13 protein-coding genes and 1 tRNA gene are annotated in these 12,419 nt (G+C 58.5%); 10 read left to right on the plus strand and 4 right to left on the minus strand.

The window, feature by feature from the left end:
• The first annotated feature begins 36 nt into the window (after positions 1-36).
• From Q7V46_RS01805 to Q7V46_RS01825, 5 genes are all read left to right on the plus strand, one after another.
• The gene (locus Q7V46_RS01805; RefSeq protein ID WP_304911790.1) at positions 37-1,458 is read left to right on the plus strand and encodes a cytochrome bc complex cytochrome b subunit; all 1,422 of its coding nucleotides are present in this window, start codon (positions 37-39) and stop codon (positions 1,456-1,458) included.
• A 31-nt stretch (positions 1,459-1,489) separates the two neighbouring features.
• Positions 1,490-2,248 carry a cytochrome c1 gene (locus tag Q7V46_RS01810; RefSeq protein WP_304911791.1) on the plus strand — a complete coding sequence of 253 codons (759 nt, stop codon included), beginning with the start codon at positions 1,490-1,492 and terminating at the stop codon, positions 2,246-2,248.
• A 116-nt stretch (positions 2,249-2,364) separates the two neighbouring features.
• A complete protein-coding gene (locus Q7V46_RS01815; RefSeq protein WP_304911792.1) occupies positions 2,365-2,976 on the plus strand; it encodes a glutathione S-transferase N-terminal domain-containing protein in 612 nt (203 codons plus the stop codon).
• A gap of 23 nt (positions 2,977-2,999) precedes the next feature.
• Complete coding sequence (locus tag Q7V46_RS01820; RefSeq protein WP_304911793.1) at positions 3,000-3,530, plus strand: ClpXP protease specificity-enhancing factor; 531 nt, start codon at positions 3,000-3,002, stop codon at positions 3,528-3,530.
• Between the two features lie 18 nt (positions 3,531-3,548).
• Positions 3,549-3,624: transfer RNA gene (locus tag Q7V46_RS01825), tRNA-Thr, on the plus strand.
• A gap of 42 nt (positions 3,625-3,666) precedes the next feature.
• Here Q7V46_RS01825 and Q7V46_RS01830 read toward each other — a convergent pair.
• Positions 3,667-3,984 (minus strand): DciA family protein, encoded by a 318-nt coding sequence (locus tag Q7V46_RS01830; RefSeq protein ID WP_304911794.1) that lies wholly within the window; start codon positions 3,982-3,984, stop codon positions 3,667-3,669.
• A gap of 45 nt (positions 3,985-4,029) precedes the next feature.
• Here Q7V46_RS01830 and Q7V46_RS01835 point away from each other — a divergent pair, with 45 nt between their 5' ends.
• The 5 genes from Q7V46_RS01835 (at position 4,030) to Q7V46_RS01855 (ending at position 10,655) form a co-directional block, all read left to right on the plus strand.
• Positions 4,030-4,977 (plus strand): M23 family metallopeptidase, encoded by a 948-nt coding sequence (locus Q7V46_RS01835; protein WP_304911795.1) that lies wholly within the window; start codon positions 4,030-4,032, stop codon positions 4,975-4,977.
• A 170-nt stretch (positions 4,978-5,147) separates the two neighbouring features.
• Positions 5,148-7,892, plus strand: a complete 2,745-nt coding sequence (gene secA, locus Q7V46_RS01840; RefSeq protein WP_304911796.1) for a preprotein translocase subunit SecA — start codon at positions 5,148-5,150, stop codon at positions 7,890-7,892.
• A 70-nt stretch (positions 7,893-7,962) separates the two neighbouring features.
• Entirely contained in the window at positions 7,963-9,210 is a 1,248-nt protein-coding gene (argJ, locus tag Q7V46_RS01845) for a bifunctional glutamate N-acetyltransferase/amino-acid acetyltransferase ArgJ (protein ID WP_304911797.1), read from the plus strand.
• Positions 9,211-9,291: 81 nt separating this feature from the next.
• Complete coding sequence (locus Q7V46_RS01850) at positions 9,292-10,173, plus strand: ATP-binding protein (protein WP_304911798.1); 882 nt, start codon at positions 9,292-9,294, stop codon at positions 10,171-10,173.
• A gap of 14 nt (positions 10,174-10,187) precedes the next feature.
• Entirely contained in the window at positions 10,188-10,655 is a 468-nt protein-coding gene (locus Q7V46_RS01855; protein ID WP_370690255.1) for an NUDIX domain-containing protein, read from the plus strand.
• Here the strand turns inward: Q7V46_RS01855 and Q7V46_RS19990 are convergent.
• From Q7V46_RS19990 to coaE, 3 genes are read right to left on the minus strand one after another with little or no spacing between them, the layout of a single operon-like run.
• On the minus strand, positions 10,549-10,995 hold the full coding sequence (locus tag Q7V46_RS19990; RefSeq protein WP_370690256.1) for a DNA gyrase inhibitor YacG: 447 nt from the start codon (positions 10,993-10,995) through the stop codon (positions 10,549-10,551). The two genes, Q7V46_RS01855 and Q7V46_RS19990, sit on opposite strands and share 107 nt — an antisense overlap.
• A 7-nt stretch (positions 10,996-11,002) precedes the next feature.
• Positions 11,003-11,758 carry a cell division protein ZapD gene (gene zapD, locus Q7V46_RS01865; RefSeq protein WP_304911799.1) on the minus strand — a complete coding sequence of 252 codons (756 nt, stop codon included), beginning with the start codon at positions 11,756-11,758 and terminating at the stop codon, positions 11,003-11,005.
• Positions 11,759-11,812: 54 nt separating this feature from the next.
• Entirely contained in the window at positions 11,813-12,412 is a 600-nt protein-coding gene (gene coaE, locus Q7V46_RS01870; protein ID WP_304911800.1) for a dephospho-CoA kinase, read from the minus strand.
• Positions 12,413-12,419 lie beyond the last annotated feature (7 nt).

Genomic DNA, 12,419 nt, shown 5'->3' on the forward strand with positions numbered 1-12,419 from the left:
TCCGCGCAAACAGACACCTGACATCCGAGGCATCACATGGCTGAATTCAAAGAGATCTCCCCTGACGCGCCAATTGGTCAGAAGGCGCTGAACTGGGTCGACAACCGGTTTCCCCTGTCCAAGCTGTACAACGAGCACCTGGCCGAGTACTACGCGCCGAAGAACTTCAACTTCTGGTATTTCTTCGGCTCGCTCGCGTTGCTGGTGCTGGTGATCCAGATCGTGACCGGCATCTTCCTGGTCATGCACTACAAGCCAGATGCAAACCTCAATGCTGCGGGCGTACCGGTGGCGTTTGCGTCGGTGGAATACATCATGCGCGATGTTCCATGGGGCTGGCTGATCCGGTACATGCATTCCACAGGCGCATCGGCGTTTTTCGTGGTCGTCTACTTGCACATGTTCCGAGGCCTGATCTATGGGTCCTACCGCAAGCCACGCGAACTGGTGTGGGTATTTGGTTGTGCCATTTTCCTCGTGCTGATGGCAGAAGCCTTTATGGGCTACCTGTTGCCCTGGGGGCAGATGTCGTATTGGGGTGCGCAGGTGATCGTGAACCTGTTTTCTGCAATTCCCTTCATCGGGCCTGACCTCGCCTTGTTGATTCGTGGCGATTTCGTCGTCGGTGATGCGACGCTCAACCGCTTCTTCAGCTTCCACGTGATCGCAGTCCCTCTGGTTCTGCTGGGCCTGGTCGTTGCGCACATCATTGCCTTGCACGAAGTGGGTTCCAACAACCCCGACGGGGTGGAAATCAAGGCGCTCAAGGACGACAAAGGCATTCCCCTGGACGGCATTCCGTTCCACCCCTACTACAGCGTGCACGACATCCTCGGCGTCTCGGTGTTCCTGATGGTGTTCTCGGCGGTTGTGTTCTTTGCGCCTGAGTTTGGCGGCTTCTTCCTCGAATACAACAACTTCATTCCGGCCGATCCGCTGGTCACGCCGCTGCACATTGCGCCAGTTTGGTACTTCACTCCCTTCTATTCCATCCTGCGAGCGGTCACCAGCGAGATGATGTATGCGTTGGTTGCCTGCGTGGTGCTCGCCGCGGTACTTGGTGTTATCAAGACCCAGTTGAGCACCCTGATGAAGGGTGTGGTGGTGGGTGGCGCACTGGCGCTGGTGGCCATGATGCTGAGCATCGACCCCAAATTCTGGGGTGTGGTGGCCATGGGTGGCGGTGTCGTGATCCTGTTTTTCCTGCCCTGGCTGGACAACAGCCCGGTGAAGTCGATCCGCTACCGTCCAAACTGGAACAAATGGCTCTACGCGCTGTTTGTGATCAATTTCCTGATTCTGGGTTATCTCGGCGTGCTGCCACCTTCACCGATTGGCGAGCGGGTTTCGCAGGTCGGCACACTGTTTTACTTTGGCTTCTTCCTGCTGATGCCTTGGTGGAGCCGTTTGGGCGAGTTCAAGACTGTGCCCACCCGCGTCACATTCAAGCCGCACTGAGCCAGCCAGAACCAAACAGAGAGCCACAGCAATGAAAAAACTGATTTCGAGCTTCGTGCTGGCCCTGGCCGTGTCGGGCACGGCATGGGCAGCGGGTGCCACCATTCCCATGGACAAGGCACCTCAGCGCACCAACGACATGTCAGCGCTGCAGAACGGCGCCAAGCTTTTCGTCAATTACTGTCTGAACTGCCATTCGGCATCGTTCATGCGATTCAATCGCTTGCGCGACATCGGCTTGACCGACAAACAGATCGCCGAAAATCTTGCCTTCACGACCGACAAAATTGGTGACACGATGAATGCGGCGATCAGCCCAAGTGACGCCAAAACCTTTTTCGGCAAAAACCCGCCCGACCTCACTTTGGTCGCCCGTTCCAGAGCTGCCATCGGCAGTCATTCCGGACCCGACTACCTCTACACGTTCCTGCGCACTTACTACCGGGACGAGAGCACGCCCACTGGCTGGAACAACAAGGCCTTTCCTGCCACCGGGATGCCCAATCCGTTGTGGGAGCTCCAGGGTGAGCAACGTCCGTTGTACAACAAGGTGGAAAGCCACGGGCAAGAGGTGGAAGTGCTGCGCGGTTGGGAACGCGTGAGCCCGGGCACCATGAGCTCCGTGGAGTTTGACCAAAATGTGGGCGACCTCGTTGCTTTCCTGCAGTGGATGAGCGAGCCGGAGCAAAACACCCGTGTGCGCATTGGCGTCTGGGTCATGCTGTTTCTCGCCGCCTTCACGGTGGTCGCCTGGCGTCTCAACGCGGTTTTCTGGAAAGACATCAAGTAATTCGACCCGGCTTGGCAGAGCGTGCCTGAGCGCTCATGCCGACCGTTCCACAGTGGTTTGCATCACCTCCGAGGTGATTCTGCAAACCACTGTTTTTTGCATTAAGGAGCTCCCCCATGATGGTCTTGTATTCAGGCACCACCTGCCCGTATTCCCACCGCTGCCGCTTTGTCCTTTTCGAGAAGGGCATGGACTTTGAAATCCGCGACGTCGATCTCTACAACAAGCCAGAAGACATCGGTGTGATGAACCCCTATGGCCAAGTGCCCATTCTGGTCGAACGTGATCTGATCCTCTACGAATCGAACATCATCAATGAGTACATTGATGAGCGATTTCCTCATCCACAGCTCATGCCCGGTGACCCGGTGGACCGCGCTCGAGTCAGGCTGTTCCTGCTGAACTTTGAAAAAGAGCTGTTTACACACGTGTCCATGCTGGAGTCACGCAGCTCCAAGGGCAATGAAAAAGCGCTCGAGAAGGCCAGAGCCCATATCCGCGATCGACTGACCCAGTTGGCGCCCGTGTTCCTGAAAAACAAGTTCATGCTGGGAGACAATTTCTCGATGCTGGACGTGGCAATCGCGCCGCTGCTGTGGCGTCTTGATTTTTACGGCATCGAACTCAGCAAGAACGCGGCTCCCCTGCTCAAGTATGCGGAACGCATCTTTTCCCGCCCGGCCTACATCGAGGCGCTGACGCCTTCAGAGAAAGTGATGCGCAAATAGTTGCTGCGCGGTCGTTCGTTTCCATGAGTGCACTCGATACATCTTCTTCGTCGACACGCCCGTACCTGATTCGTGCACTCCACGAATGGTGTACGGACAACGGGTTCTCGCCCTACATTGCCGTGCAGGTCGATGGTTCGGTGCAGGTGCCAGGCGAGTTTGTGCAGAATGGAGAAATCGTTCTGAATGTGAGCTTTGATGCGACCAGCTCACTGCGCCTGGGCAACGACTGCATTGAATTCAAGGCCCGCTTCGGCGGGGTTGCACGGGAAATCGTTGTGCCAATCAGCCATGTGGTGGCGATCTATGCGCGTGAAAATGGTCAAGGCATGGCCTTTCCGGCGCCCTCGGCGACAAGCACGCCAGGCGACAGTCAGCGCATGGGTGCTGCCGAGCCTTCCGACCCATCACCCACTCCTGACAGCTCGCGTGCGCTTTTGCGATCCGTGCCCAGCGATGAGAGCGCTGGTGGACCCTTGGGCGAAACGCCAGAGCCGCCAACCGACGGTCCACCGCGACCGGGTGGCCGCCCCAAGCTCAAACGGGTCAAGTAAACTCGTGTTTTTTCGTGGGCCGCTTTAGCTCAGTTGGTAGAGCAATCGCCTTGTAAGCGATAGGTCGTCTGTTCGAGTCAGACAAGCGGCACCATCTCTCGAACCATCTTGCCTTCTGTCACCCTTGCGTGCTCAGTCAGCGTCTGGCATGTTGGACTTTGATGCGAATTGCGTTAATCTTCGCACCATTTTGGTTCAGGGTCTGCAACAAAGCAGGCAACATCTGGCGAATTTTTGTCGATGCGGCGGCGCTGTCCACCAGCAGACACCATTCGGTATCGTCGAGTGGGCCTGGGTGGATGTGGGGTCTCAGGCCCGTTGGGATCAGGTGGCCCACTTGTTCGATCAGTCCTTGAGATTTCCGGACGCGCTCACAAAGCGCTGCAAGAGTCGGGGCCGCACCCACGGCTTCGTTCAGGCTGAACATCGGGTTTGAGCGCGAGGCAGAACTCATGCGGTTTGGTGTGGGTTATGCGTGATTGTCTGGAAAGGACGAACGGTGCACATCATTATCACGGATGCATGGCTGGCCAAGAGCCGGGCGATGCATCTCAGTGGACTCAAGTTGGTGGCCGCCGGAGCGCTGGCTTCTGTTCTCTTGATGCTGGGATCGATCACGACCTACCACTGGTTTTTTCTCGAAGGCGTGCGGCAAGGTTGGCCCGGCTTCGCATCTGTGGCGCGCATCGTTCATCAGAACCAACCCGAATCCAGAGACGCCTATTTGCGGGCCAATCTGGATGCCATGGCCCGGAAGCTGGGGGAGATGCAGGCCCGCATGATGCAGATTGACTCACTGGGCGAGCGCGTTGCGGGCCTGGCGGGGCTCAATCCAGCAGATTTCAAGGCCGCCGGCGCTGGTGGTGCACTGGTCAGCGGCCGGGAGCTTTCGGTGAACGAATTGTTGACCGCCATGGATGATCTGGAGCAGGTGACGGGCTCCCGGGTCGACTGGCTCACCGTGATTGAGTCGCGCCTGTTTGACCAGAAAATTCAGCGCACCCTGGTGCCGACCGAGCCGCCTGTTCCGGGTGTAAGGGTAGGCTCGAGGTTTGGATTTCGAATCGATCCCATCACGGGGCGTTCTGCCCTGCACACCGGTCTGGATTTTCCGGCTGACACCGGGACCCCCATTCTTGCGGCAGCCGGTGGTGTGGTTGTGGTGCAGGAATACCACTTTGCGTACGGCAACATGGTCGAGATTGACCACGGCAACGAGTTGATCACGCGCTACGCGCACGCCTCTGCTGTGGATGTCAAGAAGGGCGATATCGTCAAGCGCGGCCAGAAGATTGGTGAAGTCGGCTCCACCGGCCGATCCACCGGCCCCCACCTCCACTTTGAGGTGTGGGTTTCAGGCGTTCCGCAAGACCCCCAGCGATTTCTCGCTGCAGGCGAAGGGGTCGCTGCACGTCAGGTCGCCAGTGGCGACGCAACCCGGCGTTGATTTATCCCTTTTCGCCACGGGTAAAATCCACGGTTTGCTCTTGAAGCCTGAACGTTCGGCAGCATCTGCCGAACACTTTTCCGTTTCTTGTCCTCTGGGCTCGCAAGCGTCCTCTGAATCCAATTCAGCCTGTCCGATGCCCGCAAGGCGGTCGCTGCAGGCATGCATGTATGGCCACAAACTTCCTCACAAAAATATTTGGTAGCCGCAATGATCGCTTGCTCAAAACCTACCGGAAGACGGTGGAGCGCATCAACGGCCTGGAGGCGCAGTTTGAAAAACTGAGTGATGAGGAGCTGAGGGGGCAGACAGAAACATTCAAGCGCAGGGTCGCCGATGGCGAAAGCCTGGACAGTCTGCTGCCTGAAGCGTTTGCCGTGGTTCGGGAAGGCAGCAAGCGTGTCATGAAGATGCGCCACTTCGATGTTCAGATGGTGGGTGGCCTCGCGCTGCACCACGGAAAAGTCGCGGAAATGCGCACGGGCGAGGGCAAGACGCTGACCTCCACGCTTCCGGTGTATCTCAATGCACTCACTGGCAAAGGCGTGCACGTGGTCACGGTCAACGACTACCTCGCCAGTCGGGACGCCCAATGGATGGGCCGGCTTTACGGTTTCCTCGGTTTGACGGTGGGTATCAACCTGCCGCAGGCGCCCAGGGAAGACAAACAGGCGGCATACCGTGCGGACATCACCTATGGAACCAACAACGAGTACGGGTTTGACTACCTTCGTGACAACATGGTTTACGAGGCAGGTGACCGGGTCCAGCGTGGCTTGAACTTTGCCATCGTGGACGAGGTCGACTCGATTCTGATTGACGAAGCGCGTACACCACTGATCATCAGTGGCCAGGCAGAAGACCAGACCCAGCTTTATATTGCCATCAATAAGCTGATTCCGAGCCTGAACCGCCAGGAAGGCGAGGCAGACCCTCGAACAGGGGAGGGCGTGATCAAGCCGGGCGACTTCACTCTGGACGAGAAATCGCACTCCATCCACCTGACAGAGGCTGGGCACGAAAATGCTGAGCAGTTGCTCAGTGGTGCGGGCTTGCTGCCAGACGGCGCTTCGCTTTATGACCCTGCCAACATTTCCTTGCTGCATCATCTGGTGACAGGGCTCAAGGCGCACCATCTCTATCACCGCGATCAACACTATGTAAACCAGAATGGTGAAATCGTCATCGTGGACGAGTTCACCGGCCGCCTCATGTCAGGCCGCCGTTGGAGCGATGGTCTGCATCAGGCAGTGGAGGCCAAGGAGGGCGTGGCAATCCAGCCTGAGAACCAGACGCTGGCTTCCATCACGTTCCAGAACTATTTCCGCCTTTACGGCAAGCTCTCGGGCATGACCGGAACGGCCGATACCGAGGCTTACGAGTTTCAGGAAATCTACGGGCTTGAAACGGTGGTGATACCACCGAACCGCATCAGCAAGCGCACGGACCAGCTCGATCGTGTTTACAAGACCACCAAGGAAAAATACGTTGCGGCGATTGCCGACATTCGTGAATGTCACGAGCGGGGGCAGCCGGTTCTGGTTGGCACGTCGTCGATCGAGAACTCCGAGCTCATCGCCGAGCTGTTGACGGCAGAAAAACTGCCGCATGAAGTGTTGAACGCCAAGCAGCATGCACGCGAGGCGGACATCATCATTCAGGCAGGTCGCCCGGGCGCCATCACCATCGCCACCAACATGGCTGGTCGCGGCACCGATATCGTGCTGGGCGGCAATCTGGAAAAAATGGTTGACGCCGTGGAGGCCGATACGTCGCTCGACGATGCGACCAAAGCACGCCGTGTCGAAGAGGTGAAGTCACAATGGCAGCAGGACCATGAGAAGGTCAAATCGCTGGGCGGGCTTCGCATCATCGCAACAGAGCGTCACGAGTCACGCCGAATCGACAACCAGCTGCGCGGCCGATCTGGTCGCCAGGGTGATCCGGGATCGTCCCGCTTCTACCTCAGCCTAGATGATTCGCTCATGAGGATCTTCGCGGGTGACCGGGTGCGTGCCATCATGGAACGCCTGAACATGCCCGAAGGCGAAGCCATTGAGGCTGGCATCGTCACTCGAAGCATCGAGAGCGCACAACGCAAGGTGGAGGCGCGCAACTTCGATATCCGCAAGCAGTTGCTTGAGTACGATGATGTGTCGAATGACCAGCGCAAGGTGATCTATCAGCAGCGCAACGACATCCTGGATGCGCAAAGCTTGCGCGCCCAGATCGATGCGCTGCGGGATGGCAGCTTCACCGACCTCGTCCACCAGTACGTACCTGAAGGCAGCGTGGAAGAGCAGTGGGACCTGCCCGGCCTGGAGAAGGTGCTCAGCGACGACTGGTCGGTCGATGCGCCCGTCACGACTTGGGTTTCCGATGCAGAGGCCATCGATGCAGAGGAAATTGTCGATCGGGTGCTGGTGGCCGCAAAGCAAGTGTTTGATGACAAAGTCGGTCTGGTGGGCGAAAACAATTTCACCCAGTTCGAACGCATGGTGCTGCTGCAGACCATCGACGGCCAGTGGCGTGAACACCTCTCTGCGCTCGATTACCTTCGTCAGGGCATTCATTTGCGCGGATATGCGCAGAAGCAACCCAAGCAGGAATACAAACGCGAAGCCTTTGTGTTGTTTGGGCAGTTGCTGGACAGCGTGAAGAACGATGTGACGCGCATCCTGATGAATGTGCGCGTGCAGTCGCCCGAGCAGGTCAGTGAAGCTGCGCAGCAGATGGAAGCACGTGCCGAACAGATTGCCAATGTGACCTACACAGCGCCCACAGAGACGGGGGAAGCACAGACCATCACCGATCCTGCAACGGTCGAGAATGCCGTGCCACGTGTGGGTCGCAACGATCCGTGCCCGTGTGGCAGTGGCAAGAAATACAAACAGTGCCACGGAAAGCTGGATTGAGTTTGCGCGCATCGGATTCGTCGGTCACCGTCAACAGAAGTCGCCCCGCCAGGCCCTCAACGGAGCATTCATGCCAGTTCACCTTCTCCCTCCCGTCGCCAGCGAACTGCATGGCATTGCTGGTGTTCGTATCGGTGTGACGCAGGCCGGAATCCGCAAGGCGAACCGGAAAGACCTCACCGTCTTTCTTCTGGATAAGGGGTCGGCGGTTGGGGCGGCATTTACCCAGAACCGGTACGCGGCCGCACCGGTGCAGGTGGGTCGGGCGCATCTCAGTTCAGGTGCTGCCATCCGAGCCATGGTGGTGAACACCGGAAATGCCAATGCGGGTACCGGAGAGGCCGGTCTGATCGATGCGCGCCAGACCTGCGTGGCTCTGGCCCGAGCGCTCGGACTGGAGCACGAACAGATTCTTCCATTTTCAACGGGGGTCATCATGGAGCCGCTGCCGATGGACCGGCTGCTGGCTGGTTTGGCGGGTGCGCTGGAAGACGCCTCTCAGGCCGCTGCCACCTCGGGCGCCCAATGGCTGTCGGCGGCCGAAGGCATCATGACCACGGACACTGTGCCCAAGGCGGTCAGCGCTGAATTCGTTGTGGGTGGCGTGCAGTGCCACGCCACAGGTATTGCCAAGGGGGCGGGAATGATTCGCCCCAACATGGCCACCATGCTTGGATTTTTGGCAACCGATGCCTCCGTGGCTCCTGCCATGATGAACGCTCTGGCGCGCCGCCTTGCCGAGTCCTCCTTCAACCGGATCACTGTGGATGGTGACACCAGCACGAACGACTCGTTTGTGATCGTGGCCACAGGTCAGGCCGGCAATGCGATGATCACCGACCTCGACAGTGAAGACGGCCGCGCACTGCTGACTTCTCTCACATCGGTTGCCAAAAGGCTGGCACATGCGATCGTGCGCGACGGTGAGGGCGCGACCAAGTTCATCTCGGTGCAGGTCGATGGCGGGGCTAACACGGCTGAATGCCTTCAAGTGGCTTATGCGGTGGCTCACTCACCGCTGGTCAAGACCGCTTTTTTCGCCAGTGACCCCAATCTGGGGCGCATCCTCGCAGCCGTGGGATATGCAGGCGTTGAAGATCTCGACGTGGCCGGTATCGAATTGCATCTGGGCGATGTGCACGTGGTGACCCGAGGCGGTCGGCACCCGGACTACCGGGAGGAAGACGGACAGCGCGTGATGAAAGAGGCCGAAATTCTGGTGCAGATCGGATTGGGGCGTGGAGAAGCCACCGAGACGGTTTGGACCTGTGACTTCAGCCACGATTACGTGACCATCAACGCAGACTACCGTTCGTGAATGGCGCACTTGTGACCACGTGCGGTCCTTCCCCTGAAATGGCCGCATCTATGCAGAGCTTCCTGATTTGGAGATGGGTGCATGAGTGATGGCCTGGAACGTGTGCTGGCTCGTGCCGAGCGCCTGATGGAAAGAATTGAACTGGTGTTGCCGTCCAGGCTGAGCGCTCCCGACTGGCATGCCTCCATCGCCTTCAGGTACCGCAAGCGTGGAAATGGGCATGGCGTTCTGGAACCCGTGCGACAAGTGGGTGCGATTCGACTGACCGACTTGCAGGAAATTGATGACCAGAAAGTCAGGATTCAACGCAACACCCTTCAGTTTGTTCAGGGCTTGCCGGCCAACAATGTGCTGCTCACGGGTGCACGTGGAACCGGCAAATCTTCGCTGGTGAAGGCCTGTCTGCATGAGTTCTCGGCAGATGGACTGCGTCTGATCGAAGTGGACAAATCCGATCTGGTCGATTTGCCAGACATCGTCGATGTGGTGGCGGACCGCCCCGAACGATTCGTTGTGTTTTGTGACGATCTCAGCTTCGAGGATGGCGATCCAGGCTACAAGGCCCTCAAGTCCATCCTGGATGGCTCTGTCTCCGCTGTAGGGCAGAACGTTCTGATTTATGCCACCAGCAACAGGCGCCATCTGTTGCCGGAATACATGAAAGAGAACCTTTCCTACACCCACACGGCCGATGGCGAGGTCCATCCTGGCGAGGTGGTCGAAGAGAAGATTTCCTTGTCGGAGCGGTTTGGTCTTTGGGTGAGTTTCTATCCATTCAGTCAGGACGAATACCTCTCGATCATTGCGCAGTGGTTGACATCATTCGGGGTGTCCGAGTCCCAAGTCGAGGCTGCGCGCCCGCAAGCGCTGGTCTGGGCGCTGGAAAGGGGTTCACGCAGCGGTCGGGTGGCCTACCAGTTTGCGCGTGATTACGCAGGCTCACACGCCATTCCCTCGCGCTGAAGCAGGCGGGATCCATGGGCAATGGCATCTTGATGGTCGATGGTGCGCAAAGCCGCAACCGCCTTCATGGTGAATCGGTGGTGGAAGTGGCGGTGGGGATACTTGTTGCGCCGAACCGCGACCTGCTGTTGACCACTCGACCTCCCGGCAAAGCGTATGCCGGCCACTGGGAGTTTCCTGGCGGCAAGCTGGAAGCCGGTGAGTCTGTTGAAGAGGCGCTGCGCCGAGAGCTTCAGGAAGAGATCGGTATCACAATCGGCGGGATCAATCTGTGGCGTGAGCAGGTGGTGGACTACCCGCATGCGCTGGTGCGGCTGCATTTCTGCAAGGTCCACGAGTGGACGGGTGATCTGCAGATGCGGGAAGGTCAGAGCTTCAGCTGGCAGCAACTGCCTGTTCAATGTGCGCCGGTGCTGGCCGGTACGCTCCCGGTCCTTGAATGGTTGGCTCAGGAGCGGTTGCTGAACGGCAGCACGACCTGACCAGACTACACCCACAAAGTCGTGGTACCTGCGGTGCGCAAAGAGGTCTTGCTGCTGTCGCAGACATCAGCCCCTTGAAGGGCAGACGAAACGGTCGGCCAGTCAATGCGGTTCTGGAAACTCCGCCGGGGTGCCGGGGTGCCGGGGTGCCGGGGTCGTGGTCTTCGACTTTGAAGCTTTCGCTGGCCCAGGCACCCAGGTCGTGGTGTTTGCAGCGTTCGCTGCAAAACGGCCGATGCGTATTGGTGGACGCGTACACACTGGCGCCGCCACAGGCAGGGCAGCGCACGGTTCGCGCATGAAAGCCAGCTTGTTCGGCATTCACTGGTTTGGCATCCATGAATCGTTCAGGCGCAAAGCGTCAGTTCGAATGCTGCGTCCTCTTGTACCAGGTGCAGTCGGTCATCATCTCCTTGGCGCATGAGTCGAACGGAGAACATGAGCCGATTTCCGCTGATTTCTGGAATCCATCCGGAAGCAGGATCGATACTCAGACGCAGGAGTTGAAATGTGCGTCCTTGCGGCAGGTTCTGTTGCAATTGCCCTTTGACTGCAAGCATCTTTTGGGCTGAACCGGAATCCCTGAGCATCTTGAGCAAAAGCACGATGGCATCGGCCAGGGGCGCGACACTGAGCGACCAGCGATGCAGATCCTTCTGCCGGTTCTCGGTGCTGGAGTGCTGCCAGTGAAAGTACGCCGGCAGGTCAAATTCGCAGGTACCCCCCGGGATGCCGATGCGGCTGCGAATGCTCATGAGCCAGTCGTTTTCTGTCAGCGCATGGCCTGTCTTGCCATGCAGCTGGTTCAACGCCACGAAGCATGCTTCAAGCTGGGCGATCACGCTGTCCAGCATTTCCTCTGAGATGGCAGGGTTGCCTCGGTACCCGTTAAGCTGAAGCTTCTGTCTGTCAAGGTCTTTGAGGACGTCCGATTTCATGTCGGCGCGCGAGGCGACGTCCATGATTTCGAAGATGGTCTGGATCGCAAAGTGGTGATCCAGCGGGTGGCTGCGCGGCACCAGTTCCGCCAGTCGACGGAAAAGCTGCTCAAGGCGCAAATAGGTGCGGATGCGTTCGTTAAAGGGGTATTCGTACAGGATCACGGCTGCAGGGCTTCACGGGGCGGGGCCAGTGCGGAGGTTTCGCGCAATGATTCATCATAGCCCGAACTGAGTCGCGAGATCGTGGACCAGCGATTGCAGATGTTCCATCTCGTTGCCGTCGTTGAAGATGACGATGTCGGCGGACCCCAGACGCTGGCGCCTTGAGGCTTGGTGTTGCATAACGCCATTGATGGTGGCCACGTCCCATCCATTGCGGGCCTGGACCCTGCGCACCTGGGTCTCCTGGGTGCAGTCCACCACCAACACCTGATCCAGCTGAGGTCTCCAGCGAGGCGATTCGACCAGCAGGGGCACGTCAAACACCAGGCACGGGGCACGTGTCCGGTCGGCTTGCATGCGGATTTGTGCAGCAATCAGCGGGTGCAGGATGGCTTCCAGTTGCGCCTTGGCCTGTGGATGCGTGAACACGTGTTCGCGCATGTTTCCCCGATGGAGGGCACCATCGGCATCCACAAAGTCTGGACCGAATGTATCGGCAATGGCGCGCATGGCGCTGCCACCTGGCGCAGTGCAAACGCGTGAAATGGCGTCGGCGTCAATGACCTCGGCGCCGCGAATTTCCAGAAGCCTTGCCACCGAACTCTTGCCGCTGCCAATGCCCCCGGTGAGGCCCAGTCTATGAACGGCTGGCATGAGGCTG

It is taken from the genome of Hydrogenophaga sp., assembly GCF_030651625.1.
Taxonomy (GTDB): domain Bacteria; phylum Pseudomonadota; class Gammaproteobacteria; order Burkholderiales; family Burkholderiaceae_C; genus Hydrogenophaga.

Coding starts and splice junctions, on each gene's coding strand:
- Q7V46_RS01805 (WP_304911790.1), top strand. CDS start 37: ATGGCTGAATTCAAAGAGATCTCCCCTGACGCGCCAATTGGTCAGAAG.
- Q7V46_RS01810 (WP_304911791.1), top strand. CDS start 1,490: ATGAAAAAACTGATTTCGAGCTTCGTGCTGGCCCTGGCCGTGTCGGGC.
- Q7V46_RS01815 (WP_304911792.1), top strand. CDS start 2,365: ATGATGGTCTTGTATTCAGGCACCACCTGCCCGTATTCCCACCGCTGC.
- Q7V46_RS01820 (WP_304911793.1), top strand. CDS start 3,000: ATGAGTGCACTCGATACATCTTCTTCGTCGACACGCCCGTACCTGATT.
- Q7V46_RS01830 (WP_304911794.1), bottom strand. CDS start 3,984: ATGAGTTCTGCCTCGCGCTCAAACCCGATGTTCAGCCTGAACGAAGCC.
- secA (WP_304911796.1), top strand. CDS start 5,148: ATGGCCACAAACTTCCTCACAAAAATATTTGGTAGCCGCAATGATCGC.
- argJ (WP_304911797.1), top strand. CDS start 7,963: ATGCCAGTTCACCTTCTCCCTCCCGTCGCCAGCGAACTGCATGGCATT.
- Q7V46_RS01850 (WP_304911798.1), top strand. CDS start 9,292: ATGAGTGATGGCCTGGAACGTGTGCTGGCTCGTGCCGAGCGCCTGATG.
- Q7V46_RS01855 (WP_370690255.1), top strand. CDS start 10,188: ATGGGCAATGGCATCTTGATGGTCGATGGTGCGCAAAGCCGCAACCGC.
- Q7V46_RS19990 (WP_370690256.1), bottom strand. CDS start 10,995: ATGGATGCCAAACCAGTGAATGCCGAACAAGCTGGCTTTCATGCGCGA.
- coaE (WP_304911800.1), bottom strand. CDS start 12,412: ATGCCAGCCGTTCATAGACTGGGCCTCACCGGGGGCATTGGCAGCGGC.